The sequence below is a fragment of the Salinadaptatus halalkaliphilus genome (genome assembly GCF_006543045.1).
Taxonomy (GTDB): Archaea; Halobacteriota; Halobacteria; order Halobacteriales; family Natrialbaceae; genus Salinadaptatus; species Salinadaptatus halalkaliphilus.
Genome location: NZ_RBZW01000058.1, coordinates 125,571 through 148,935, shown reverse-complemented (window position 1 = coordinate 148,935; position 23,365 = coordinate 125,571). Strand labels below are relative to the sequence as shown.

The window sequence follows — 23,365 nt, the reverse complement described above, 5'->3', positions numbered from 1 at the left end:
TGAGAAAAAACTACGAAGATTCAGTTCGCTGCAGTTCGCTACAGGTTACGTGTCGCCGACCTCAGCAGGATCGAAGTTACTGAATCCTTCAAAGAGAGCCGACAGTTCGCCGAAGAACTCCTCATTATCGAGGCCTGCATCGATATCGACATCGCCTTCGTCAACCTGTTCAGCTTCCTGGGTTGGCTCCTGCGTCAGATTCTGCTCACCAGTGACGTCACCGCTTTCGGCGGTTGCATCGACGTCAGCGGCGTTGATCTGGTTCACGTCCTGAACTTGGTTGGTTTCAGCTGCGGAGGCTGCAGTTGCGCCACCGCCAGCACCACCTGCGCCAGCTGCAGCTCCACCCTTATCGTGGGCAGCTCCAGCAGCGCCGGCACCGCCACCGCCGCTCAGTGCAACAGCGTCACCAGCGGTCGCAGAGCCGACCTGTGCGTTGTCGTTAGACTGATCGACGTTCACGTTAGTTTCTGCGTCACCGGACATCAGGTCCTGCTGTTGGTCTGCGTCGAGAGAAACGTTCTCTGCAGCTTGATCAATGATTTGATCTTCCTGTGCCGCTGCCGTTCCTGCGAATCCCATAAACGCGAGGGATCCGATCATCGCTACCGTCAGTGTGATTGCGAGTGCGCGCTTCATATTTGTATTCTGAGGCACGCATCACATGGAGGGTACGTTCCGTGTGTCCTCACGCCAACCACGTGGCCGGCGCTCGTCACGGGTCGTACCGCCGACACCTGAGACATCCCCGTTGTGACGCGTTGCCCACTGGCTACTCATCACGGAGTCCCACTTGAACCCGACAAACGGTTTCAGGGTGAATTCGCCACTTACACAGTATGAAACCCTCGTCGGGTAAATCAGGCTCAGTTTTCATCTTGTGACTGTGTGTCACTGGAAGCGATACGAACAACCTATCGCCAACGGTGGCGCGATATCCCCGGCAGGACCGCCCCCGAATCCTAATCAGGTACCACCTCCGGGCCAGCGTGGCCAGTAAGAGATGCCTTTTCTCGATGAAACAGTCGCCTTCGCTGAGACGTTTCCGCTCACAGGGCCGCATTCTCGAGCGAAACGCCGGTGTGACCGTCTGTGACACGGTAGCAAGTGAGCCGTCTCGTTCTCGCCAGGGTCGAAGCGACCGGTTTCTGCCCGTAAGCAATCGGCTTCGATTCGGTAGGCCGGCGCATCGGCGCTTCAACTGACAGATAACAAAGTCTGTCATAGGATTACGACGGTTCACGCCGTGGGGTTGCAGAAAGAAAGACTCTCACGGTTCATATCAAACGAATCATGACCACCACGACGACGATACGTTCACAGTGTACGACGCTTCTTATGGCCTGTATAGTCGCCGTAGCGATGATCGCAGCCGGCGCGCCGGCTGCCGCCGCGGGCGACGATCCCGGCGACTCGACGGCCCACGCGCTCGAGAACGACGAAGGCTTGTATCTGGTCTTCGGTGCCGATCTCGGCGACATGACCCTCGACGAGTACATCGAAGCGCACGCAAACGGTGACCAGGTCTCGGACGTCGAAGTCTCGCAGTACCAAGATGTCGACCAGGTCAACATCAACCAGCAAGCGAACGCAACCTCGATCTCGATCGATGGTGGCGAGGCCACGGCGGTCCAGGAAGCCACCCAACTCAACTCCAACGATCAGTTCGCGGACGCGTCCGCTGACAACGTCCAGGTCGAAGAGACCCAGTTCGAAAATGTCGGCGAAGTTACTGTCCTCATCGGCAACGGTGACGGCAAGGCATTCGACGGCTGGGGCATCGCTGACAAGAAAGGCCACAAGCCCGACATCGACCCCGACCAGTCGGCTGAGGCCGAAGTGACGCAGGTCCAGGAAGTTGGCCAGCTGAACTACAACGAACAGAACACCGCGTTCGCGATCGCGGAGAACGCGAGCGAAGCGACCGCGATCCAGCAGTCCCAGCAGTCCAACCAGAACCTGCAACAAGGCGTTGCAAACGCGACCAACGTCTACGCGGGGAGCGGTGACTTCGCCGACCAGGCTGCAGCAGCTGACATCGAACAGGCACAGGAAGTCGATCAGTCGAACATCAACCAGCAAGACGGTGCCGTCGCCATCGCCGTTGGCGAAGACAGCGTCGCCACTGCAATCCAGGTGACCGAACAGACCAACCTCAACGAACAGATTGGTGCTGCGCAAGCCGAGAACATCATCATGGGACTCGAAGGCATGCACGTCGCAACTTCGGGCGTCGACGACGATACCTCGGTCCTCGAAACCGACATCACGACGGAGTCGCTCTACGACGACAAGAAAGACGATCGCCACAAGAAGAGCGACGAGCAGATCCAGTCGGCTACCTCGGAGGTTACCCAGCAACAGAGCGCCGAACAGATGAACGTCAACCTGCAAAACACCGCATTCGCCTACGCGACCAACGAAAGCGAGGCGACCGCGGTCCAGCTCGCCTTCCAGACCAACCTCAACGCGCAGGTCGGCTTCGCGGACGCGTTGAACGTCTACGCAGGACCGAGCCACCAGTACGAGAACGCCATGGTCACCTCGACCACCAGCGTGACCGTCGGTGGCGAAGATGTCGACGGCTTCGAAGGACTCGCCTACGACTACGACGCGCTCCAGACCAACGACCCCGAACAGCACGCGAGCGCCCAGCTCGAGCAAGTGCAGTTCATCACCCAGGAGAACGTCAACGAACAGCAAGCCGCAATCGCCATCGCCGAAAACGGCAACAGCTCCGACGCGGCACAGGTGAGCATGCAGGAGAACGAGAACATCCAGTTCGGCTCCGTCGCTGCGACGAACGTCTGGGTGGAAGGGTAACTGAACTGTCGGCGACGTTCGAATCGATTGGCGGCTGAACCGTTTCCGATTTCACTGTTTCTTTGTCAGGGTCGATAGGCCCTACACGTCGCTGAAATGTCCGAGGGCGGCCGAAGCTCCTCGAACGTAACGCGGTGTGTTACTCGAAGAGCCCGTCGTCCGGCATGAGGATCTCAACTGTGAGGTCCTCGAGGAACGCGTCGGTGTCGAAAATATCGTCACCGGTTGTGGTAAACGAATCTTCGACCACCGTCTCAGTGGTCGTCTCCGATTGTTCGATCTCTGTTATGCTCTCTTCTTCGACTGTCTCCTGTGCAGTCACTTCGCCGGTTTCTTCAGTCTGTGTCTGATTCTCCGATTCGATGACTTCGGTATCCTGAGCAACTGCACCGCCAGCCCCGATGGTCAACGCGAGCAAACTTACGGTCATCGCGACGACGATCGCACGCTGGCACAGTGTCACTCGATCTCTTTCTTTCATGGTCGTCTCCCCCGTATGGGGTATTGGCGTGTCATCGGTTGCTGTGATAAACGAGGGCAATCGTACGGCGTCCAAACACTCGATTTCGAGAGTGTAGGTGATTGTTGGACGAGCATATCCCTAGCGGTCGCTACCGGTGGGGTGCGATTGGTATAGTACCAACTGCAACGATTCACTCACTGGTCGCACAGCCGTCGTGTGGTCAGGTGTGCAGTGGCACCGCTAGCTCGTCACTTGCGGGACGCTCTCGTGGTTACCGCACCGCCATTGAGTACGTACTCGTGGTGATAACGGTTCACGAGATACGATCGTGATCACTGGCCTCTCCTCGCCAGCACCGATGTACGCCGGTGCTGACGAGTGATCGAGTCCACCACCTTGACTCTGTAAGGAGCCAGCAACCGATACCGACGACCGTTGCGAACCAGTCCGTATTCGTTCGGGTTCGGAATCTCGTACTGACAGTCCCGTCGATACCGCACCGTTCGATCGCGTTGTAAGCGCCGATTACCGACTGTGTTCGTTTCGAGTTCCCGACTGTCGAGAACGACAACGCGAGCGCCGACTATCACCTGTCATGACTGTCTATGAGCCGTGAAAAAACGATTTCACCAAGACCGATGTGGCGACCGATATGGACCGCCGCACGCTCGTCAGCTTCGGAACGACTGTCGGACTCGTCTCCATCGTCGGCTGTCTCGGCGACCGCTCTGATACCACAGATGGTTCACCCGTGGAGTCGACCGATTCGACCGGGGACGATGGCGAGAACGACGACGCTGACGGCGACAGGACCGACGACGAGTTCACCGACGTGACTCCGTCCGATCCGATCGAACGTATCGACATCGTCGACAGTGACAACCGTACCGAAACGGAGCCGGGCGACCTCCATGCGATCTCCGTCACGAACGCCGATACGGACGCACGTGATCTCACAGTCCGCATCGATCACGACGGGGCCTCCGTATTCGACGAAACCGACGAACTGCCAGCCGATACGACACTCGAGATCGTCGTCAACGAACCCGGAACCTACGCGACGGACATCGAATCCGGCTCGGCGCGAGCGAACATGACGACGACTTATTCGTCCGGTGACAGATCGCTGACGACGGTGTCGCTTCGCGAGGGAGGCGGGATCAGCACCCAGGTCGAAACCCGCCACTGACCGTTTGGGCCGGATCGTCGATCGGCAACCAATCACCCGTAGGCGTCCGCTAATTATCGACGCATTCGTGGTCATTCTCCTCTTGGCTGTGATCCTCGCCGGAATTGCGGTCGTCTCGAGCGTCGGCGACGATCTGGAGGGGGATGCCGAGTCCGAGACACGGTATGCAACGGTCGAACTCGGTCCGCAACCCGGTTACGTACTCGAACGGCTCGAGGTGGGAGACGTCGCGACGGTCAACGACGATACCGGGACGCTCACGGTGACGGAGGTGTACATCGTCCCGTCAGCGACCGATAGTCCGATGAACGTGACGGCCGCGACGGACGAGCAACCGGCCAACGAGACCGACCAGGCAGAGACGGCACTCGCCGCCGAACCTGCGGCGATGGGTCGTCGTCCAGAATATCAGTCCCGCCGTCGCCGACGAACTCGAGGACGTTCGTGACGATCGAAACGGTCGCGCCGCTTACCCCCTCGGCGATCGCTTCCATCGATGCATCGGGCCGCAACTCCGCGACATCGAGGATCTGCTTGTGAATAACCGCTCGCGGGACCGTCGAGTTGTTCGTCCGTGTCCCCCCGGTCGACGCCGTCGAATTGTTCATCGTGGCTCACTCCAGTATCCGTCGTAGAATTGTTCTCTTCGAGCCCGTTGTTAGCTTTCTTCACCTACACCGAACTCTCAGGATGTACGGATACGCTACACGAGTACCGATTATCTTCCCTATGTTGTAATCTGTCGTTGTCGTCACGTCTATGACGGGCCACACGTTCCACCCCTGGTCGATCCCGGCGGAGACGGGCGAACCGCTGTCGGTCCGGACAGTCGTTCGTTCACGTCGGGAGATCCGTCCCCAGTGACGACGATCCGTCTCGACTGACGACTCACGACTGAAAGAATTAACTGTCGAATCGGTGTATCGACCGCTCGAGTCCGTCCCGAGGACTCGCGGTGTTTCGAACGTGAATCGCGATGTCGGCGTTACCGAACTAATCCGTCCCTCCCTCCCGGAGTGGTCGGTCCCGCTGTTCGAACTGGTCGCGATCCTCGGCGACGGGTTCCTCGTCGTCGGCGTGTTGGTTCTGATCGTCGGACACGACGCCTATCGGTCGCTCGAGGACGGCACCGAGCAGTTACTCACGGATCGAACGGCATTCGTCGTCGCCGTCGTCTTCGGCGGACTCGCACTGACGCTCGTCCTCAAAACGGCGTTCGGAGCGTCGAGACCGCCGGCGTCGCTGCAGGCAGTTTCGCGAACCGGTGACGGATTTCCAAGCGGACACACGATGGCAGCGACCGTCCTCTGGACGACGCTTGCGCTGTGGGGAACGCATTCGACGAGGCAACGCCGACTGGCCACGGCGTCGATCGCCGTTGCACTCGTCGCCGTCTCGCGGCTCGCACTCGGTGTCCACTTCCTGGTCGACGTCGTCGCGTCCGTCCTGTTCGGCGTCGCCTTTCTCCTCCTTGCGGCGCTACTGACGCGGCGTGACCCAGGGAGAGCGTTCCTCGGAGCGGCCGTCCTCGGCACGACCGCGCTTCTCGTCACCGGCGGGACGACAGACGGCTGGCTCGCATTTCTCGGCTGTGGCGGCAGTGCGCTCGGGTGGTGGGCCATCAGCCGACCCGCCGTTCGGCAGTTGTGGCTTTCGGCGATGCCATAGGTCATTCGCAGTCCGCGTTGCCGCGAACCCCTCCGATAGCGGACCGATACGTTCGACACGGCCCCGAGCAACACGGCTCGCCGCCGCGCTCGCTTTTATGCCGTCCTGCACCATACGGGACGCTATGACGACACCGTTTTCGACATCTCGAGGACCGGCCGTTCGCTTCGAGTACGATTCGCCGACAGTTCTGTTCGGCCCCGCCGCGGTCGACTCGCTCGAGACCGAACTCGAGCAAGCGGGCCTGGAACGCGCGCTGGTGGTCTGTGGGTCGACCGTCGGCTCGACGCCCGCGGTGATCGATCCCGTCGAAGACGGTCTCGGGGATCGACTCGCGGGCGTCTTCGCTGAGACGACGCCGGACAAACGACTCGCGACGGCCGTCGACGGTGTCGACCGACTCGAGGACGTGGATGCGGATGTGCTCGTCAGCCTCGGTGGCGGGAGCAGTCTCGACATCGCGACGGCCTGTAGCGCCGTTGCCGCCAGCGACCGTACACGGGCGGAACTCGCCGCCGAGTTCGCCGACCGAGGGACGATTACGGTCCCCGACTCCGGGCTGTATCCAATCGTTGCGATTCCGACGACGCTCGCCGGCGCGGAACTCTCGAGCGCCGCCGGCCTCACCGCCGATCCGGAGTCAGGATTGGTCGACGCTCCAGTCGACGGCGGACTCTCACATCCGGGCCTGATGCCGACTGCGGCCGTCTACGATCCGGCCCTCGTCGCGACGACGCCAGAACCGGTGCTCACCGGGTCGGCGATGAACGGATTCGACAAGGGGATCGAAACGCTCTACGCCGCCAACGCGACGCCGGTCACCGACGCGACGGCGACCCGTGGCCTCGGGCTGTTTGCCGACGGCCTTCGGGACTACGGCCGCGGAAAGCGTGACACCGGGACTATCACGACGATCCTCGAGGGCTTGGTGCTCGTGCAGTACGGCATCTCTCGACCGGGAGAGACGATGCTCTCGATCGTCCACGCGTTCGGCCACGGACTGACCGAATACGGCGGCCTTCAGCAGGGGGTCGCTCACGCTGTCGTCGTTCCTCACGTGCTCGAGTACCTCTTCGACGCCGATGGCGTCGATGTCCGCGCGGACACCCTCGCCGACGCCCTCGAGGTCGACGACGCGTCCGATCCCGCCGCGGCCGTCGTCGATGCCGTCATCGGAGTCAGGGACGCCCTCGACCTCCCCACGCGACTCCGCGATGTCGACAGTCCCGATCCCGAACGGTTCCCCGACGTCGCCGACGCGATTCTCGAGGATCGACTGCTACAGTACGCCCCGCCAGGGCTCGAGCCAACGACCGACGATATCGAAGCGATCCTCGAGCAGGCCTGGTAGTTCGCGAGCGCGCGTAGCAGTCCAAGGGCCGACCCAGCGAGTTAGCCGTCCGTCTCGAGCGCGGGCGGCGGTTCGACGCCGCGGGCTGGCGGTTGGACGCCTTCGTGGACCGGCGAGACGAGTCGCACGGCGTAGATACCCGCGATCGTCACGCCCGCGGCTACCAGGAAGGCAACGGCTGGATCGGCCAGATAAAAGACCTCGAGCACGCTGAGACCGAAGCCGCCGGCGAACAGCGAGACGACCGTCCAGCCATTGACCGCGGGGACGGTATCGACGACCCGCTCTCGATACCGTCCGGTGTACAGATAGCCGGCACCGGTGCCGATGGCACCAGCGATCCAGATATCGCCGACCGACGGCAACCCGCCGTCAGCGTGGACGAACCAGATGAAGACGGGAAGACCGATCGCGAGGACGATCAATTCGCCGCGTCGGCCATCCGGCAGGGTCCACTCACCGTCCTCGCGAAACCACTTGCGCACCGCAGCTATCATCGGTCGACGATTTGGCTGTCACCGAGTTGAATCTTTCTCACCGCTACTGATACTGCGTTGCCACAGAATTCATGACTCGTCCGTGTACGACGGCCGTTCACCGTACTCGATCGGATCGCGAACGTCGAGTCGCTGGAACGCCTGCAAGCGGAACGCACACGCATCACAGGTGCCACAGGCGGGTTCGTTCTCACGGTAACAGCTCCAGGTGTGCTCGTAGGGAACCCCGAGGTCGAGCCCTCGGTCGGCGATGTCGGTCTTGGACCACTCGACGAACGGCGCTTCGATCGAGATTTCGGTCTCGGGTTTCGTGCCGACATCGACCACCTGCTCGAAGGCGTCGAAGAACTCGGGTCGACAGTCGGGATACCCCGAGAAGTCCTCGCTGTGGGCGCCGATGAAGACGGCGCCGCAGTCGTTGGCTTCGGCGTAGGCGACCGCCATCGAGAGCAGGTTCGCGTTCCGGAAGGGGACGTACGACGACGGGATCTCGTCGCTTTCCGTATCCGCGTCGGCGACGGCCATCTCGTCGTCGGTGAGACTCGAGGCGCCGATCGCAGAGAGGTGACTCGTCTCGATCGAGCAGAAATCCGCGACGGTAAGTTCCTCGGCGAGTCGACGAGCGCACTCGAGTTCGCGGGCTTCGGTGCGCTGGCCGTAGGAGGTATGCAGCGCGTAGATCTCGTATCCCCGCTCGCGGGCCTCGTAGGCGGCGGTCGCGCTGTCCATCCCCCCCGAGAGGAGGACGACGGCTCGTTTCGGCGTCCCCTCCTCGGTCACTCTCGCGGACGCGTTCGTTCTCGAGGTCGATGTGTCGGTACCAGTCGCCGCGTTGGTCGGCGTATCAGTTTCGGCCGGTGTGTCTGTCATAGCAACTTACGTTTCGGGGGCATCGTTCCAGAGATCGACGTGCAGCCGCGGGGTGTATCGGAAACCGTACTCGAGGGCAAGGTCCGCGACACGCTCGCGAGTCTCGGCGAGGCGTTCGCGGGTCGCACCTTCGGGCATCAACAACACGTCGTCGTCGGGGATCGGCACGGCTGCAGCGTCTCGAAGGGCCTCGAGCAACGCATGGATTTCGGGCAGATCGTCGCCGTCAGTGACGACGAACTTCAACTGGACATCGTACGTTTCGACGAGTGCCGCGAGGGTCTCGAGATCGACCCGCTCGGCCTCGTGGCGTCGTTCCCACTCACCCACGTCGACGCCTTCGGGGGCGCGTGCCGCCGTCGGCGTACTGCTCGCGAGTTTCGGGCTGATCGACGCGAGGTCGATCGGCGCGTCGCGGTAGATCGTCCCGTTCGTCTCGATGGTCGTGTGATAGTCACGATCGGCCAGCGCCTCGAGCAAGGCAACGCTATCGTCGTGGACCAACGGTTCGCCCCCGGTGAGCACGACGTGGTCGGCCTCGAAGGATTCTATCTCCTCGAGGATGGCCTCGAGCTCGAGCCACGCGTGGGTGGGTTCCCAGGAGGTGTGATACGAGTCACAGAACCAACAGCGGAGGTTACAGCCACTCGTTCGGACGAACACCGACGGAACGCCGGCGAGTGTTCCCTCTCCCTGTAGCGAGTAGAACAGCTCGTTGATCGGGAGTCCCAACTGATCTGCCGGCGCGTCAGTTTCGCCGTCGGCTCGCTCGCGATCACGACCGCTCCACTCCCGGTCGTCGACCCGCTCGGAGACCGGCATCTCAGACACCACTGGTACACAGCTCGCTCGTTTCCCGTACCGTCACTGCGACGTCGGTTATCGTCTCCGGAAGCGCGTCCCGAAGCTTTTCTTCTAACACGACGCTCATCACTTCGGCCGTCGGCGGCGCCTCGAGGACGACGACGCCGTCGCCGTCGCCGGCCGCCTCGAAGGCCTCGACGAGCGGATCGCCGGCCTCGAGCAGGAACATGTGATCCCACTCTTCGATTACTGCGGTAATATCGCCTTTGTCGGCGACCCATCCCGCTTGCGTTAGTTCGCCGGTAACGGTCGCGCTCACCTCGTAGTTGTGTCCGTGTGGGCGCGAGCACTTCCCATCGTGGTGCAGGAGCCGGTGGCCCGCACTGATACGAATCGGCCGGTCGTGACCGATACGGAGGGTTCGCGCCGTGCCGACGATGCTGTCGTCTCCGGTTTCGCTGGATGTATTCTTGAAACCATCTGCCAGTGATCCGCCAATCATACCTCGATATTCTTTGGAGAGCATATATACTTGGTCCACCAGTCCCGGGGAGATGTAGGTGAGCGAGTTCGAAATGGCACTACCGCTCGAGGCTCACCAGTGGTCGGCAAGAAGATAGCGTAGCGAGTTCTCCGTCACACAGACAGCAGTGTGCCAAACTCGAAAAGAGCCTAGGCCGGGATTTGAACCCGGGCTCTCGTCCTTACCAAGGACGCGCTTTACCGCTAAGCTACCCAGGCACGCATGCTATCGTTTTCGCGAGTCGGATTTAACCCCTTCGGAAGTGGCGAGTTGACTCCCGTCTCGATCTAGGGATACTCGAGTCCACTGACACGATGTATCCGTTACGGCGGCGTCGCCATTCCGGGTCTGTAAAGCCGAGATGAAGAGCCTAGGCCGGAATTTGAATCCGGGGTCTCGTCCTTACCAAGGACGCGCTTTACCGCTAAGCTACCCAGGCACGCATGTATCCGTTGACTCGAGTTGTCTTTATGGGTTTCGGTTTGGACGGGGCGTGTGTCAGTGTGGCGTATGGCGATCTCGGTGGTCGATCGCCGGAACGAGTCAGCAATCAGCGTCACGTATACTCGGACGACACGGTTCACAGTCAGATCGCATGCGAAGGCTGTCGCCGGCGTCGACAGCCGGTGAGTCGCGATCGGATGTACAGGACCGTTGTCCGCAGTATAATTAAGCAATCCGTCTCAGGGGTCGGTTGCCGATGTCGCTCGGTCGGTCGTACTCTCCTCGAGCTCGGATCGTCGAGGGTCGAGCTCCGAGAGACACTCCGACGCGGGGGGAAAGGACGGGGCGACATCGTCTGCGAGGTCGTCGGCGAACGCGAGCAAGCGGGACGAGGGGGGTTCGCCGGCGGACGCAGCGCCGGTTCGGACGGCCAGCTCGAGCACGTCGCGCTCGAGGTTGGCGTCGATCGTCGTGGGATCGATGCCCTCGAGGTCGTCGCGGCGGGTTTGATCGCGGCCGAACGTCCGGACCGTCTGGACGGCCTTGCCGGCGGCGTCGGTGCGAGCGAGGAGGTAGAACCCGCGAGCCACGAGGATGTCGGCGGCCAGAATCTCGAGGTCGCCGTCGACGGCCGAGTCGGGATCGGTCCAGGGTTCGTCGTGGGCGATGGTTCGGGTCAACCGCAGTCCTTCGTAGATGAGTTGGACGCCTGCGGCCTGGGTCAACACGGGGTCCGTGTCGGTCGTCGGCTCCTCGAGGGAGGTACTTACGTCTGTTCCTGCTCGGGCGGTGCTCTCGACCGTGAGCGCACCGGGGACCATCGATGCGCCATCCAGGATGGCCTCGACGAGGTCGTGCAACCGCGCTGGTTCGACGTCCGCAACTGCTTCGAACGCGGCACGCCGACAGTTGTCGGCCGGTTCCATTAGCGAGCAGTTACGACGGGGGAGCCAAAGGCCTTTGGAAACGCCCGATCGACTCCGAACATGATCGACGTTACGACCGATGCGGAGCGATCGATCCGGACCATCACGTTGGACCGGCCCGACGCCCGCAACGCCCTGACCGTCGGGGGACTGGAGTCGCTCGACACCGCCATCGCGGACGCCGAGGAAGCGGTGATCTACCTCACCGGAAACGGCCCCGCGTTCAGCGCCGGCGCCGACCTCGAGACCGTCGGTGGTCTCGATGGCGATCCGGAACGCGCCGAGGCGTTCGCGCGGCTCGGCCAGCGCGTTGCCCGAACGATCGACGAATCGACGGCGATTACGGTCGCGGGAATCGACGGCCCCGCCCTCGGGGGCGGTCTCGAGCTCGCACTCGCCTGTGACGTTCGGGTCGGCACGCCGGACTCGAGCTACGGGGAGCCGGGCGTCACCTTCGGACTGTTCGGGGCCTGGGGCGGGACCGTCAGATTGCCACGGGTCCTCGGCGAGGGCAACGCCCTCGAGTTCGCACTCAGCGGGCGGACGGTCGACGCCGAGGACGCCCTGCGAATGGGACTCATCTCCCGAATCGAAGCCGAGCCGCGGGTGGTCGCCGACGAACTCCTCGAGAACGCTCACGACGCACTCCCAGTGCTCAAACGTCGCATTCGGGACGACGACGAGCGAGCAACACAGGAACGACGGGAGGCACAGGCCTTCGGTCGTCTCGTCGAAGCACACGCCGACGACATCGATGCATTGCTCGAGTGAGCCGAACCAACGATTTACGAGGACGGCGCCGAACCCTTCGACGATGACCGCACGCGACACAAACGAGTGGGACTCGAGCGATTACGACGATGGCCACTCGTTCGTCTTCGAATACGGTGAGGACGTGATCGACCTGCTGGAGCCGAGCCCCGACGAACGAATCTTGGATCTCGGCTGTGGAACCGGTCATCTGACGGCCGAAATCGCCTCTTCTGGGGCTGCGGTCGTCGGGCTGGATCGGTCACCGGCGATGATCGAGCAGGCTCGAACCGAGTATCCGGACCAGCGATTCGTCCAGGCCGATGCTCGTGATTTCGACCTCGAGGAGCCGGTCGATGCCGTCTTCTCGAACGCCGCGCTCCACTGGATCGACGAGCAGGACGCCGTCCTCGAGTCGGTAACCGACGCACTCCGACCGAACGGGCGGTTTGTCGCCGAATTAGGCGGAACCGGCAATGTTCAGGCGATCGTCGATGCGGTCAGATCCGAACTGACGCGCCGTGGCTACGAGTCGACCCATCCGTGGTATTTCCCAACCGTCGGCGAGTACGCGAGCCGCCTCGAGTCTCACGGGTTCGAAGTGCGCCACGCTCGATTGTTCGATCGGCCGACGACGTTAGACGACGGCGAGAACGGACTCGAGGGCTGGATCGAGATGTTCGGTGACGAGTTGTTGTCGCCAGTTCCGGAATCCGAACGGGCGGCCGTCATCGACGCCGTCGAAGACGACCTTCGCGAGGCGCTGTTCGCGGATGGAACCTGGACGGCAGATTACCGTCGGCTTCGCGTCGTCGCCGTCCTCGAGTAATTCGACCGCGTGTCGACACCGTCTCGGGGGGTCGGCGTCGGGTCGGCGTCGCTCACTCGAGCGGTTCGGGCGCCGGCGGAACCCGTCGCTTGTGTTCGCTTCGTTCGTACATCCCGCGTACCTTCTCGACGGTGGCTTCGTCGACCTCGAGGTGACGGCTGGTCGCGGCGACCGACAACGGGCCGTCGACGTGGGTCGCGAGGATCGAATCGAGCGTCTCGTAGCTGAGTCCCATCTCGTCTTCGTCGGTTTGATCGGCCCACAACTCGGCGGTGGCGGTTTTCGCGGCGAGGTCGTCCGGGACGCCGACGTGGCGTGCGAGTTGGCGAACCTGTGCTTTGTAGAGGTTGCCAATGGGATGGCAGTCGACGGCGCCGTCGCCGTACTTGGTGAAGTAGCCGACGGCAGCCTCGCTCCGGTTGCCGGTCCCGAGGACGAGTCGGTGCTCGTTGTTCGCGACGAGGTAGTTGAATACGGCTCGAACGCGTGCGCGTGCGTTGCCGACCGCTTCCCGGTCGCCCTCGGCTTCGGGATAGGCCGCCACCAACGAGTCGATGACCGGTTCGATCTCGATCACGTCGTAACTGATCTCGAGAGCCTGTGTGACTCGCTCGGCGTCGCTCATGTTGTCGTCGCTGCTGACGGTCGCCGGCAAGACGAGTCCGTGGACGCTCTCCGCGCCGAGCGCTTCGACGGCAAGATGGCCAGTCAGCGTGCTGTCGATCCCCCCGGAGAATCCGAGTACGACGCCGTCGACGCCTGCAGCCTCGACTCGCTCGCGAATGAAGGCGAGAATATGTTCGCGTCGCTGTTCGAGTTCTGACTCCGAGAACCGAAGATCGATCATTACGCACCTGTACAGGCTCCTCGTTCTAATAGCCTCCCCCTCGAGCAAAAAAAGTGGACGAGTGTACAACCAGCATGGGAGTTTACGGCGCCGATCATCATCGGGTCGCCACGAACGTCACAAGGATCTCCGTTCGACCGCCGACGCGCAAGGGACCGACCTCGAGGAGCGGGACATCCTGTTGATACGAACGGGTGCCGTGGCGCGCCTGCAGGATCCCGGTGCCGAGTGGGATCCGTTGAACGAGCCCGGGCTCCGGTTCAGCGAGGAGTTAGTCTGGTGGCTGTACGAGATGGATATTCCGATGATCGGCCCGGATAACCTCGCGGTGGAAAAAGTCAACCAGGAGATCGACGGCACGGAGTACGTTATTCCGCTGCACGGCGTGACGTTGCGCGATCTCGGGGTGTACCTGAACGAAATCCTCTGGCTCGATGACCTCGCTGCGAGCTGTGCGACGGACGGCATCTACGAAGTCCTATATACGGCCGCGCCGTTGCACATGGAGCGGGCGACGGGTGCACCAATCAATTCGCTTGTACTGAAGGCACATTGAGTGACGTTTACCCGTTTGATCGAATCGATAGACGATCACAATCGGGTGGCTGCATGCCGACTGTCGACGGGTAGAACACCATCAGTACAATAATCTGTCTCTGCACGTATGTATTCGATTATAAACTCACTGGGGCACATATCCGAGGCAAAACGGACTACAGGAGGGCGAATTCACACACTGTTACAACGCCATCAGTCTGGAAATCATACGGTACAATACATGTGTTCGTGAGCGTCGAGAAATGAAAAGCTGTAGAGACGGTTCCAAATCGGCGTCGGTCACGACAGACGAGATGTTACGGTTGCTTATCTCGGGAATCGGTGTAAATAAGGGCCGAATTCTCTTGAGCATCCCCGTCTCGCTACTGGACGCCGATGGACGATCAGATCACACGCCGACGAATGATCGCGCTGAGTGGTGTTGCTGGAGTCACTGCCCTTGCTGGCTGTAACGACGAAGGCCCGGGCGAAGAGGAAGACCCAGCAGACGATCCTGACGATCCAGCAGACGACGATCCGATGGACGACGACGAAGACGACCCGATGGACGACGAAGACGACGACGAAGAGGACGACCCGATGGATGACGACGAAGACGACGAAGACGACGACCCGATGGATGACGACGAAGACGACGAAGAGGACGACCCGATGGATGACGACGAAGACGACGACGACGAAGACGACGACGACGAAGACGACGAAGAGGACGAAGACGACGACGACGAAGACGACGAGTAACCTTCCAGCCGATCCTCGCGCATCGGGTTGGCACCGTATTCCTCCTCGAGTAGCTGTTACGGTGTGGGGAAGTCGCGACAGGTCACTCGCTTCGTAGCGATGGCAGGGGTGTGCGTTTTGGTTCGAGCGGTGTGAGTACTCGCCGTGGACAGAACGACGCGATCATCGACGCGCCGACGGATTCTCGTATTCGGGAGCGCGTGCGGAGCGGCTGTACTGGCCGGATGTGGTGACGACGGCCCTGGTGAACAGGAACCAGTAGACGACGAAACACCCGGTGACAGTCCGGCTGACGACGACGCTCCGGACGAACCAAACGCCACCCCAGATCCGGACGACGAGCCCGGGGCATCGTTACAGTAATCCGTATCAGTGATGGGCGTCGCGGATTCGGGGAGATACCGTCGGTTGCCGTGCGTGGCGACTGCTGCGTGACTGGCACTGCTGATAAAACGGATAGTTGGTGAGTGGACGAAGCCGGAGTCTTAGCCGTGAATACCCATCGCTTCGATCTGTTCCTGGTATCGGTTCCGGATCGTGACTTCGGTGACCTGCGCGACGTCTGCGACCTCGCGCTGGGTCTTTTTCTCGTTACAGAGCAACGAGGCGGCGTAGATCGCAGCCGCGGCGTAGCCGGTCGGCGATTTCCCCGAGAGCAATCCTTCCTCGGCCGTCTTCTCGATAATTTCGTTGGCCTTCGTCTGGACTTCTTCGGAGAGTTCGAGTTCGGAACAAAAGCGCGGGACGTATTTTTTCGGATCGACGGGTCGCATCTCGAGGCCGAGTTCCTGGGAAATATACCGATACGTGCGGCCGATTTCCTTGCGTTCGACCCGGGATACTTCTGAGATCTCCTCGAGGCTGCGCGGAATGCCTTCCTTGCGACAGGCGGCATACAGCGCAGATGTCGCGACGCCCTCGATCGATCGGCCGCGAATGAGGTCTTCTTTGAGCGCGCGCCGATAGATGACCGAGGCGACTTCCCGAACCGAACGCGGGACGCCCAGTGCGGATGCCATGCGGTCGATTTCGCTCAGTGCGAACTGCAGGTTGCGCTCACCCGCGTCTTTCGTTCGAATTCGCTCCTGCCACTTGCGCAGCCGATGCATCTGGCTGCGCTTTTTCGAGGAAATCGAGCGCCCGTAGGCGTCTTTGTCCTTCCAGTCGATGGTCGTCGTCAATCCCTTGTCGTGCATCGTCTGGGTCGTCGGTGCACCGACGCGGGATTTTTCCTGTCGTTCCTGGTGGTTGAACGCCCGCCACTCAGGCCCGGGATCTATCTTTTCTTCCTCCACGACGAGCCCACAGTCTTCACAGATGAGCTCACCCCGGTCGGAATCCTTTACGAGATTCTCCGATTCACACTCGGGACAGGCACGTACCCCCTCCTGATCCTCGGTCTCGTCCGTCTCACGCGTTCGCTCCCGCTGGCGGGTGGACCGTGTCATCGCACTTTTATAGTAGTATCACCATGGTACATAAACCCTTGGGACGAGTTTTTGGTAACGAACTGTTAGTGCCGGATTTGGCACGATATAGCGCCTCAGGAGCCGGGTTTGCGATTTCAAACCGGAAAGACTTTATCCGGACCTGGGCGATCACAGGCACGAATGCCCGTCATCGAGTGCGACATCGACGCCGCTCGAAATCGTCTCGACGATGCAGGCGTCTCGGTCGAAACCGGCAACACCGATCACGAGCGCTGGCGTGCGAGCCGTGGCGGCGCAACGGCGGTCGCGTACGACGACAAGATCGTCGTTCAAGGAAACGCGCCCCAGAATATAACCGCTTTACTCCGCGAGAGTGGCGGCCGCGCCCACGTCTATTTCGACGGCGCAGCCCGCGGAAACCCCGGCGAAGCGGCGATCGGGTGGGTGATCGTCACCGGTGACGGTATCGTCACCGAAGGCAGCGAGCGGATCGGTCGTGCGACGAACAATCAGGCCGAGTACGAGGCGCTGATCGCCGCCCTCGAGGCCGCAAGCGACTACGACTACGACGAACTTCACGTTCGGGGTGACTCCGAACTTATCGTCAAGCAGGTTCGAGGCGAGTACGATACGAACAATCCCAAACTCCGCGAGCGGCGCGTCACCGTCCACGAACTCCTGGGAAACTTCGACGAGTGGACCTTAGAGCACGTCCCCCGCGAGGTCAACAGCCGCGCCGATGAGCTCGCCAACGAGGCCTTCGACGACGGATAGCCAGCCGTAGGGTTGCCGAGTCTTCGAGGACTGTCGGCCTCGATCGAGACCGAGAAACGTGTAAAGCGGGCAGCCGAATCAGTTCCACATGACCGACGCGACGGACGAGACTGGTGGCGACGAGAGCCCGTCTGACGGCGACGAGAGCGACGATCTCCCACGGGAGGTCCGTGAGGAAGCCGAACGCTTGACGCGGCTCGAGCGGACTGCAACGGACGAGAACGAAGCCACGGCGTATCTCGATCGACGGCAGGTGCTCCTTTCGGAACACGAGTTCACTGCGCGCATTCGAGACGACGACGGCGACGACGTGCTCGTGCTTCACCCGGCCGAATGGCACGAGGACGGCGTCATTCGAACCGGTAGGATCGACGATCTGTCGCGAGCGATCGAGATTCCCCTCGAAGGAACGGCAGATCCCGACGACTGGGACGCCGTCGCGGAACGAAACGACGCGCTCGCAAGCGACGTTCGCGAAGCGTACGGGGAGGTTCACGGGGACAATGCCGAAACGCTCGCGACGTTCGCGAGTAACCACTACGCAAAACCGATCGAGTCACTGACGGGGCCGGAGCTATCGGAGTTTCTGACGGAGTATTTCGTGCGAAATGCGTGGCCGTCTGCAGACCAGCAGGCGGTAATCGACGAGTCGATCACCCACGTCTACGAGACGACCGGAGAACCGGTGCCCGACTACCGGTCTCAGTAGCTCTCGTCGACGATCGCTTCGATTTCGTCGGCTCGGTCGTCGCCGGTGACGACCTTCGAAAGCGTCCAGCGGACGCCGTCGAGGACGGCCTCGTAGCCGTCGTCGGTCAGCGAGTACTGGTTGGTTCGCTTGTCGAGTTCGCTCTTTTCGACCAGGCCGAGCTCGACGAGTTCGTCGAGGTTCGGGTAGAGACGGCCGTGGTTGACTTCCGTTCCGTAGTACTCCTCGAGTTCGCGTTTGATCGCCAGCCCGTACATCGGCTCCTTGGCGAGGATGACGAGGATGTTCGTTTGGAACGCTGTGAGTTCGCGTGCGATGCTCTGTTCGCCGGTGATTGATTGTGCCTCTGACATAGATCTGTAAATGTCACCAGACTATTTAAGACTTGCCAACTATTCGGTTTTGGTGCCCGTTAGACCCCGTCTACCGGACGGAGTACGTACCGAATGTGTCGTTGTGGTGAGTCTCTGTCTGTCGGCTGTTTGCCAGCCGTCAGTTTCAACTGAAACGTGATTACGAAAGTACTTTTTGATCGACCGTGGAATCTCCGGTAGATGGTGAACCTTTGGGAGGACCTAGAGACCGGACCGAACCCGCCAGAAGAGATCTACGCCGTCGTCGAGTGTCTCAAAGGCGAGCGCAACAAGTACGAGTACGATAAAGACGTTCCCGGCGTCGTCTTAGACCGCGTGCTTCACAGCAACGTCCACTATCCAAGCGACTACGGCTTTATCCCACAGAGCTATTACGACGACGAGGATCCCTTCGACGTCCTCGTGCTGGTCGAGGATCAGACGTTCCCCGGCTGTGTGATCGAAGCCCGTCCCGTCGCGCTGATGAAGATGGACGACGACGGCGAGCAAGACGACAAGGTCATCGCCGTCCCCAGCGAGGACCCACGCTACGACCACATCGAAGATCTCGAGGATATCCCACAGCAGCAACTCGATGAGATCGACGAGTTCTTCGCGACCTACAAGAACTTAGAGGAAGGGAAAGAAGTCGAGACGCTTGGTTGGGAAGACAAACAGGCCGCCTACGACGCGATCGAACACGCCCAAGAGCTGTACGAAGAACACTTTTCGTAACGGCCTGCTGTAACCCGTATAGCCCGCTTGTCACCTGGTAGATGCTCACCAGTTATGCGCGCTTCCGGCGCCCATGCATTATGAGCATGGGTAATTTTAACCGGGATGGAGCCGTACGTTCACTCGGTATGGCAGTCCACAACCCCGCGTCCCGTAATACCGAGTCGGGCGACGAATCCGCAGTCGCCGACGAGTCCGAAACGGCAGGCGCCGGAATGGCACACCCGACAGTCGTCCCGACGAATTTCGAGCCCGCCGACACCGACCGAGAGGCGTGAGACGAGTCGATGGAGCACGGTCCGGTCGCGCGAATCAATTCTGGGGCCTCGAAGCGATCCGATCGTCCCGTTTCTCTCCAACTGCCGACCGCCCTCCAGTCCTGTAGCGACGACGCGAGGACGACCCTTGTAGCGGTGTCGATGCGTCGCAATACAGTGTCTCGAAACGAACCTTCTTGTATCCGGTCGGACAACGACCGCATATGGGCCTATTCGATCGGTTGCGGGGCGATGGTGCGCCCCGAGTCGCGTTTATCGGTGTCGATGGCGTGCCGTACAGTCTCCTCTCGGAGCACGAGGATCTGTTTCCGAACTTCGCAGCGATCGCCGACGACGGGACAGCCAGCGAGATCTCGAGCATCGTGCCGCCGGAATCGAGCGCCTGCTGGCCGTCGCTGACGACCGGCATGAACCCCGGCGAAACCGGCGTCTACGGGTTTCAGGATCGCGAAGTCGGGACGTACGACACCTACGTCCCGATGGGCGGAGAGGTCCAGGCCGACCGCGTTTGGGATCGCGTCCACGAGGCGGGTCGCAAGGCGACCGTGCTGAACGTTCCCGTTACCTTCCCGCCACAGCGAAACGTCCAGCGGATGGTCTCGGGCTTTCTCTCGCCCGGCCTCGAGAAGGCGGCCTATCCCGACGAGACACGGGCGTACCTCGAGACGCTCGACTATCGGATCGACGTCAATCCGAAACTCGGCCACCAGGAGGACAAAGCCGAGTTCATCGAAGATGCCCACGCGACCGTCGACGCTCGCTTCGAGGCGTTCGAGCACTACATCGCGGAAGACGACTGGGACCTCTTCTTCGGCGTCTTCATGACGACGGATCGAGTTAATCACTTCCTGTTCAAAGATTACGAACGCGAAGGCGAGTACTACGACGAGTTCCTCGAGTTCTACCAGAAGGTCGACGACTACGTCGGCCAGCTCCGCGAGGCGCTGCCCGAGGACGTGACGATGGTCGTCGCTTCCGATCACGGCTTTACGAGTCTGGACTACGAAGTCCACTTCAACGAGTGGCTTCGCGAGGAGGGCTGGCTCTCCTTCCGGACCGACGAGCCCGAGGAACTGGGCGACATCGCCGACGACACGAGGGTGTACTCGTTCATCCCTGGCCGGTTCTACATCAATCTCGAGGGCCGGGAGCCACGTGGTTCGGTCCCCGAAGACGAGTACGACGCCGTCCGCGACGAACTCAAGGCCGACCTCGAGGCGCTCGAGGGTCCCGACGGCGATCCGGTCGTCGACCGTGTCGTCGAGAAAGAGGAGGCCTTCCGAGGCGACCACGACGACATCGCACCCGATCTTGTCGCGATTCCGAACAAGGGCTTCGATCTCAAATCTGGCTTTACCGGCGATTCGGACGTCTTTACGAGGGGCCCACGAAACGGGATGCACAGTTTCGACGATACGTCGCTGTACATCGACCATCCCGACGCGACCATCGGCGACGCCGACCTCTTCGACATCGCGCCGACGATCCTCGACTTGCTCGATATCGAGTACAGTCGCGGTGACTTCGACGGCGCGAGTCTGGTCTAGACCAGCCCACCGAGCGGGCGACTTTCGAGGGCATTTTCCGACCTGCAGCGAAACCGACGGCCATGGAAGAAGTTATACACGCCCGCGGCCACGAACACGTCAGTGCCGAACACGCAAGTACGTTCGAAATCACAACCGACGACTTCCTTACGCCGGCCGGCGACTGTATCCTCGCGATCGAGGCCGACCGCGCGCCGGCGGATTTCGATCCCGGCTTTATCGAGGCCTGTCAAGACGACGACGCGACGATCACACTGGAACTCGAGGCCGACGGCCACCGCGATTCGGTTACCGGACGCGGCGATCCGGCCCTCGAGTTGACCAACGAACGAAGCGCCGTCGGTCGGACCAGCGAGTACGTCGACGATCGGACGGTCGTGCTCGAGGCCGACTGTGCCGCCGACGGGATCGACCGTGCTCTTGTCGCAGCGCTTGCCGACGGGGCAGAGCTGACGGCGACGTTGCGCGTCGAGTGATCGAGACGATTGTCTCATACGGTTTCCTGTCCGTCAGTTCCGGCCCAGCCCCGACCCAGGCGGCGGCTGGGCCGGGACATCGGTACAGTAATCCGTATCACTCCGGTCTGATTTCTGCCGGCACGCCGGTTGTAGAGAGTGCCACTCCCAGGTATACTAGACAATAGTGGTGTGAAAACAATGGCTGTTTATAAATGAGGGCCGTAACGATAATGGACCGATATTGGAATCAGACCGTATGGCACAGAAGGTGGTCTGTCCACACTGTTCGGAACAGGTCTTCATCGATATCGATCGCAAAGTACTCAGGACGCGTCAAAAGATCGGGTCGGTAACCGATAGCTTCGATCGATCGGCGACGTGTCCGGACTGCAGTGAAACGTTCGCCTGCAAGATCGACGATCCGCTGGCTCGGTGACCAACTCGTCGCCAGACCGGGTGCGCTCTCTCGAGATCGCGAGGTGTTCGGAAGAAAGACCGATGACCGACGCGCCCTGACTAGGGACCATGCCCGATCGAGAACCCTCGAGCAACATCAGCGGGGGCGAGACAGGTGGCGATATCGTGGCGGAGTTCGATCCGGCGACTGCGGAGACGCGAGCGGAACGGGTCGTCGACCGGCTCGGGGAACTGTACTGGGAGAAGACCTACGGCGGACAGGATGCCTTCACCTGCCTCGTCCGGACGATTCTGAGCCAGAATACGAGCGACGTGGCGAGCCAGCCCGCCCACGACGCCTTGCTCGAGCGCTACGGGAATGCGGGGTCCGATCGCGAACTCGAGCCCGAAGCAGACAGTATCACGGCCGCGGACGGAGATCTTGCGGCCGCGCTGGCAGCCGCCGAGCAGTCCGCCCTCGCTGAAACGATCAAGTCAGCAGGTCTCTATAATCAGAAATCAGCCGTGCTCATCGATGTCGCCGAGTGGGTGCTCGAGGCGTTCGGTTCGGCCGCGGCGTTCGACAGCTTCGTGACGGACCAACCGTCCGAGACAGTTCGGGAAACACTACTCGAGGTCCGCGGCATCGGTCCGAAGACGGCCGATTGCGTGTTGCTGTTTGCCGGCGGCCGCGCTGGCGTCTTCCCCGTCGATACGCACGTTCATCGAATCTATCGCCGCCTCGGGATCGCACCGGCCGACGCCGATCACGAGGTGGTCCGGGCCGTCCTCGAGCGTGAAGTCCCCCCGGCGAAGTGTGGCTTTGGACACACCGCAACGATCCAGTTCGGCCGCGAGTACTGCACGGCACGCAAGCCGGCCTGCCTCGACGATCCCGATGCCTGTCCACTGGGTGATCTCTGTGACCAGGTTGGGGTGTATCCGGCGACGGACAACGTCGTGGACCCGGCCGAAGCCGACGACTGATCGACTCCACGCTGGGTTTGTCCCGCGCACTGATCAGCAAATTTATACAGTTGCAGTTTCGGCTCTGCACGACGTTCGTCCACGGACAAGAGCGAGCGACAGTCTACGAGACGATCTACGCCCGGCGCGATATCCGGGGTTTTGCGACGAGCCGATTCCTGATTCCGAGGACGGATTTCCCGACGACTCATACGGTTTACTGTAAGTCGTTACCGCCGAAACCGCAGACGGGTCGCGGTTTCGCCGGCAAATCGTTACAGCAATCCGTATCAGTGTCCAGCAGGAAGGCTGGCACGACCGACCGGATCTCGAGGTACTCCTCCACGAAGAGCGGTGGAACGGATACGATTCGGGAACGTCTCGGGAACTGTGGAGAAAAAATTGCCACAATCTCTCGAGTCCACAACCGTTTTAT

General features: G+C 61.4%; 27 protein-coding genes and 2 tRNA genes. 17 read left to right on the top strand and 12 right to left on the bottom strand.

Annotated elements, in window-relative coordinates; genetic code table 11:
• Nucleotides 1–45: 45 nt before the first annotated feature.
• Nucleotides 46–639, bottom strand: a complete 594-nt coding sequence (locus D8Y22_RS22500; RefSeq protein ID WP_174811899.1) for a hypothetical protein — start codon at nucleotides 637–639, stop codon at nucleotides 46–48.
• A 699-nt stretch (nucleotides 640–1,338) separates the two neighbouring features.
• Between D8Y22_RS22500 and D8Y22_RS17240 the strand changes: the two genes are divergently transcribed.
• Nucleotides 1,339–2,823: a hypothetical protein gene (locus D8Y22_RS17240; protein WP_174811898.1), complete on the top strand. Its 1,485-nt coding sequence runs from the start codon at nucleotides 1,339–1,341 to the stop codon at nucleotides 2,821–2,823.
• Between the two features lie 139 nt (nucleotides 2,824–2,962).
• Here the strand turns inward: D8Y22_RS17240 and D8Y22_RS17235 are convergent, their stop codons facing one another.
• Nucleotides 2,963–3,304: a hypothetical protein gene (locus D8Y22_RS17235; protein ID WP_141465926.1), complete on the bottom strand. Its 342-nt coding sequence runs from the start codon at nucleotides 3,302–3,304 to the stop codon at nucleotides 2,963–2,965.
• A 634-nt stretch (nucleotides 3,305–3,938) separates the two neighbouring features.
• Here D8Y22_RS17235 and D8Y22_RS17230 point away from each other — a divergent pair.
• The 4 genes from D8Y22_RS17230 (at nucleotide 3,939) to D8Y22_RS17215 (ending at nucleotide 7,494) form a co-directional block, all read left to right on the top strand.
• The gene (locus D8Y22_RS17230) at nucleotides 3,939–4,475 is read left to right on the top strand and encodes a hypothetical protein (RefSeq protein WP_141465925.1); all 537 of its coding nucleotides are present in this window, start codon (nucleotides 3,939–3,941) and stop codon (nucleotides 4,473–4,475) included.
• A gap of 67 nt (nucleotides 4,476–4,542) precedes the next feature.
• Nucleotides 4,543–4,923 (top strand): hypothetical protein, encoded by a 381-nt coding sequence (locus D8Y22_RS17225; protein WP_141465924.1) that lies wholly within the window; start codon nucleotides 4,543–4,545, stop codon nucleotides 4,921–4,923.
• Nucleotides 4,924–5,441: 518 nt separating this feature from the next.
• Nucleotides 5,442–6,143: a phosphatase PAP2 family protein gene (locus tag D8Y22_RS17220; RefSeq protein ID WP_141465923.1), complete on the top strand. Its 702-nt coding sequence runs from the start codon at nucleotides 5,442–5,444 to the stop codon at nucleotides 6,141–6,143.
• Nucleotides 6,144–6,267: 124 nt separating this feature from the next.
• On the top strand, nucleotides 6,268–7,494 hold the full coding sequence (locus tag D8Y22_RS17215; RefSeq protein ID WP_141465922.1) for an iron-containing alcohol dehydrogenase family protein: 1,227 nt from the start codon (nucleotides 6,268–6,270) through the stop codon (nucleotides 7,492–7,494).
• Between the two features lie 41 nt (nucleotides 7,495–7,535).
• Here D8Y22_RS17215 and D8Y22_RS17210 read toward each other — a convergent pair whose 3' ends face one another.
• The 7 genes from D8Y22_RS17210 to D8Y22_RS17180 all read right to left on the bottom strand — a co-directional run bounded on the left by D8Y22_RS17210 (nucleotide 7,536) and on the right by D8Y22_RS17180 (nucleotide 11,558).
• Nucleotides 7,536–7,991 (bottom strand): hypothetical protein, encoded by a 456-nt coding sequence (locus D8Y22_RS17210; RefSeq protein ID WP_141465921.1) that lies wholly within the window; start codon nucleotides 7,989–7,991, stop codon nucleotides 7,536–7,538.
• Between the two features lie 69 nt (nucleotides 7,992–8,060).
• A complete protein-coding gene (queC, locus tag D8Y22_RS17205; RefSeq protein WP_141465920.1) occupies nucleotides 8,061–8,861 on the bottom strand; it encodes a 7-cyano-7-deazaguanine synthase QueC in 801 nt (266 codons plus the stop codon).
• Nucleotides 8,862–8,867: 6 nt separating this feature from the next.
• On the bottom strand, nucleotides 8,868–9,683 hold the full coding sequence (locus tag D8Y22_RS17200) for a 7-carboxy-7-deazaguanine synthase QueE (RefSeq protein WP_141465919.1): 816 nt from the start codon (nucleotides 9,681–9,683) through the stop codon (nucleotides 8,868–8,870).
• 1 nt (nucleotide 9,684) lies between these two features.
• Nucleotides 9,685–10,167, bottom strand: a complete 483-nt coding sequence (locus D8Y22_RS17195) for a 6-pyruvoyl trahydropterin synthase family protein (protein WP_141465918.1) — start codon at nucleotides 10,165–10,167, stop codon at nucleotides 9,685–9,687.
• Nucleotides 10,168–10,334: 167 nt separating this feature from the next.
• A tRNA-Thr gene (locus D8Y22_RS17190) sits at nucleotides 10,335–10,406 on the bottom strand.
• A 149-nt stretch (nucleotides 10,407–10,555) separates the two neighbouring features.
• Nucleotides 10,556–10,627, bottom strand: a tRNA-Thr gene (locus D8Y22_RS17185).
• A gap of 244 nt (nucleotides 10,628–10,871) precedes the next feature.
• Complete coding sequence (locus tag D8Y22_RS17180; RefSeq protein WP_141465917.1) at nucleotides 10,872–11,558, bottom strand: DUF7114 family protein; 687 nt, start codon at nucleotides 11,556–11,558, stop codon at nucleotides 10,872–10,874.
• A gap of 60 nt (nucleotides 11,559–11,618) precedes the next feature.
• Here D8Y22_RS17180 and D8Y22_RS17175 point away from each other — a divergent pair, with 60 nt between their 5' ends.
• Nucleotides 11,619–12,329 carry an enoyl-CoA hydratase/isomerase family protein gene (locus tag D8Y22_RS17175; protein WP_141465916.1) on the top strand — a complete coding sequence of 237 codons (711 nt, stop codon included), beginning with the start codon at nucleotides 11,619–11,621 and terminating at the stop codon, nucleotides 12,327–12,329.
• A gap of 43 nt (nucleotides 12,330–12,372) precedes the next feature.
• Nucleotides 12,373–13,137: a class I SAM-dependent methyltransferase gene (locus D8Y22_RS17170; protein ID WP_141465915.1), complete on the top strand. Its 765-nt coding sequence runs from the start codon at nucleotides 12,373–12,375 to the stop codon at nucleotides 13,135–13,137.
• A gap of 52 nt (nucleotides 13,138–13,189) precedes the next feature.
• Here the strand turns inward: D8Y22_RS17170 and D8Y22_RS17165 are convergent, their stop codons facing one another.
• On the bottom strand, nucleotides 13,190–13,984 hold the full coding sequence (locus tag D8Y22_RS17165; RefSeq protein WP_141465914.1) for an NAD+ synthase: 795 nt from the start codon (nucleotides 13,982–13,984) through the stop codon (nucleotides 13,190–13,192).
• A gap of 61 nt (nucleotides 13,985–14,045) precedes the next feature.
• Between D8Y22_RS17165 and D8Y22_RS17160 the strand changes: the two genes are divergently transcribed.
• Both D8Y22_RS17160 and D8Y22_RS22495 read left to right on the top strand, forming a co-directional pair.
• Nucleotides 14,046–14,540, top strand: a complete 495-nt coding sequence (locus D8Y22_RS17160) for a cyclase family protein (RefSeq protein ID WP_246084487.1) — start codon at nucleotides 14,046–14,048, stop codon at nucleotides 14,538–14,540.
• A gap of 377 nt (nucleotides 14,541–14,917) precedes the next feature.
• Nucleotides 14,918–15,283, top strand: coding sequence for a hypothetical protein (locus tag D8Y22_RS22495; RefSeq protein ID WP_174811897.1), 366 nt, complete (start codon nucleotides 14,918–14,920; stop codon nucleotides 15,281–15,283).
• 485 nt (nucleotides 15,284–15,768) lie between these two features.
• On the opposite strand, the gene D8Y22_RS17150 is transcribed toward D8Y22_RS22495, so the two are convergent.
• Nucleotides 15,769–16,731 carry a transcription initiation factor IIB gene (locus D8Y22_RS17150; protein ID WP_141465912.1) on the bottom strand — a complete coding sequence of 321 codons (963 nt, stop codon included), beginning with the start codon at nucleotides 16,729–16,731 and terminating at the stop codon, nucleotides 15,769–15,771.
• A 162-nt stretch (nucleotides 16,732–16,893) separates the two neighbouring features.
• On the opposite strand from D8Y22_RS17150, the gene rnhA reads away from it, so the two are divergent.
• Both rnhA and D8Y22_RS17140 read left to right on the top strand, forming a co-directional pair.
• Entirely contained in the window at nucleotides 16,894–17,487 is a 594-nt protein-coding gene (gene rnhA, locus D8Y22_RS17145) for a ribonuclease HI (RefSeq protein WP_141465911.1), read from the top strand.
• 88 nt (nucleotides 17,488–17,575) lie between these two features.
• Entirely contained in the window at nucleotides 17,576–18,196 is a 621-nt protein-coding gene (locus tag D8Y22_RS17140; protein WP_141465910.1) for a DUF7108 family protein, read from the top strand.
• Here D8Y22_RS17140 and D8Y22_RS17135 read toward each other — a convergent pair.
• On the bottom strand, nucleotides 18,190–18,549 hold the full coding sequence (locus tag D8Y22_RS17135; RefSeq protein ID WP_141465909.1) for a PadR family transcriptional regulator: 360 nt from the start codon (nucleotides 18,547–18,549) through the stop codon (nucleotides 18,190–18,192). The two genes, D8Y22_RS17140 and D8Y22_RS17135, sit on opposite strands and share 7 nt — an antisense overlap.
• Before the next feature lie 201 nt (nucleotides 18,550–18,750).
• Between D8Y22_RS17135 and D8Y22_RS17130 the strand changes: the two genes are divergently transcribed.
• From D8Y22_RS17130 to D8Y22_RS17110, 6 genes are all read left to right on the top strand, one after another.
• Nucleotides 18,751–19,284 (top strand): inorganic diphosphatase, encoded by a 534-nt coding sequence (locus tag D8Y22_RS17130; RefSeq protein WP_141465908.1) that lies wholly within the window; start codon nucleotides 18,751–18,753, stop codon nucleotides 19,282–19,284.
• Between the two features lie 128 nt (nucleotides 19,285–19,412).
• Nucleotides 19,413–19,562 (top strand): hypothetical protein, encoded by a 150-nt coding sequence (locus tag D8Y22_RS22490; protein WP_174811896.1) that lies wholly within the window; start codon nucleotides 19,413–19,415, stop codon nucleotides 19,560–19,562.
• A gap of 203 nt (nucleotides 19,563–19,765) precedes the next feature.
• Nucleotides 19,766–21,109 (top strand): alkaline phosphatase family protein, encoded by a 1,344-nt coding sequence (locus D8Y22_RS17125; RefSeq protein ID WP_141465907.1) that lies wholly within the window; start codon nucleotides 19,766–19,768, stop codon nucleotides 21,107–21,109.
• A 62-nt stretch (nucleotides 21,110–21,171) separates the two neighbouring features.
• Nucleotides 21,172–21,585: a DUF371 domain-containing protein gene (locus D8Y22_RS17120; protein WP_141465906.1), complete on the top strand. Its 414-nt coding sequence runs from the start codon at nucleotides 21,172–21,174 to the stop codon at nucleotides 21,583–21,585.
• A gap of 238 nt (nucleotides 21,586–21,823) precedes the next feature.
• Nucleotides 21,824–22,003, top strand: a complete 180-nt coding sequence (locus D8Y22_RS17115; RefSeq protein WP_141465905.1) for a hypothetical protein — start codon at nucleotides 21,824–21,826, stop codon at nucleotides 22,001–22,003.
• Between the two features lie 89 nt (nucleotides 22,004–22,092).
• A complete protein-coding gene (locus D8Y22_RS17110) occupies nucleotides 22,093–22,950 on the top strand; it encodes an endonuclease III domain-containing protein (RefSeq protein ID WP_141465904.1) in 858 nt (285 codons plus the stop codon).
• Nucleotides 22,951–23,365 lie beyond the last annotated feature (415 nt).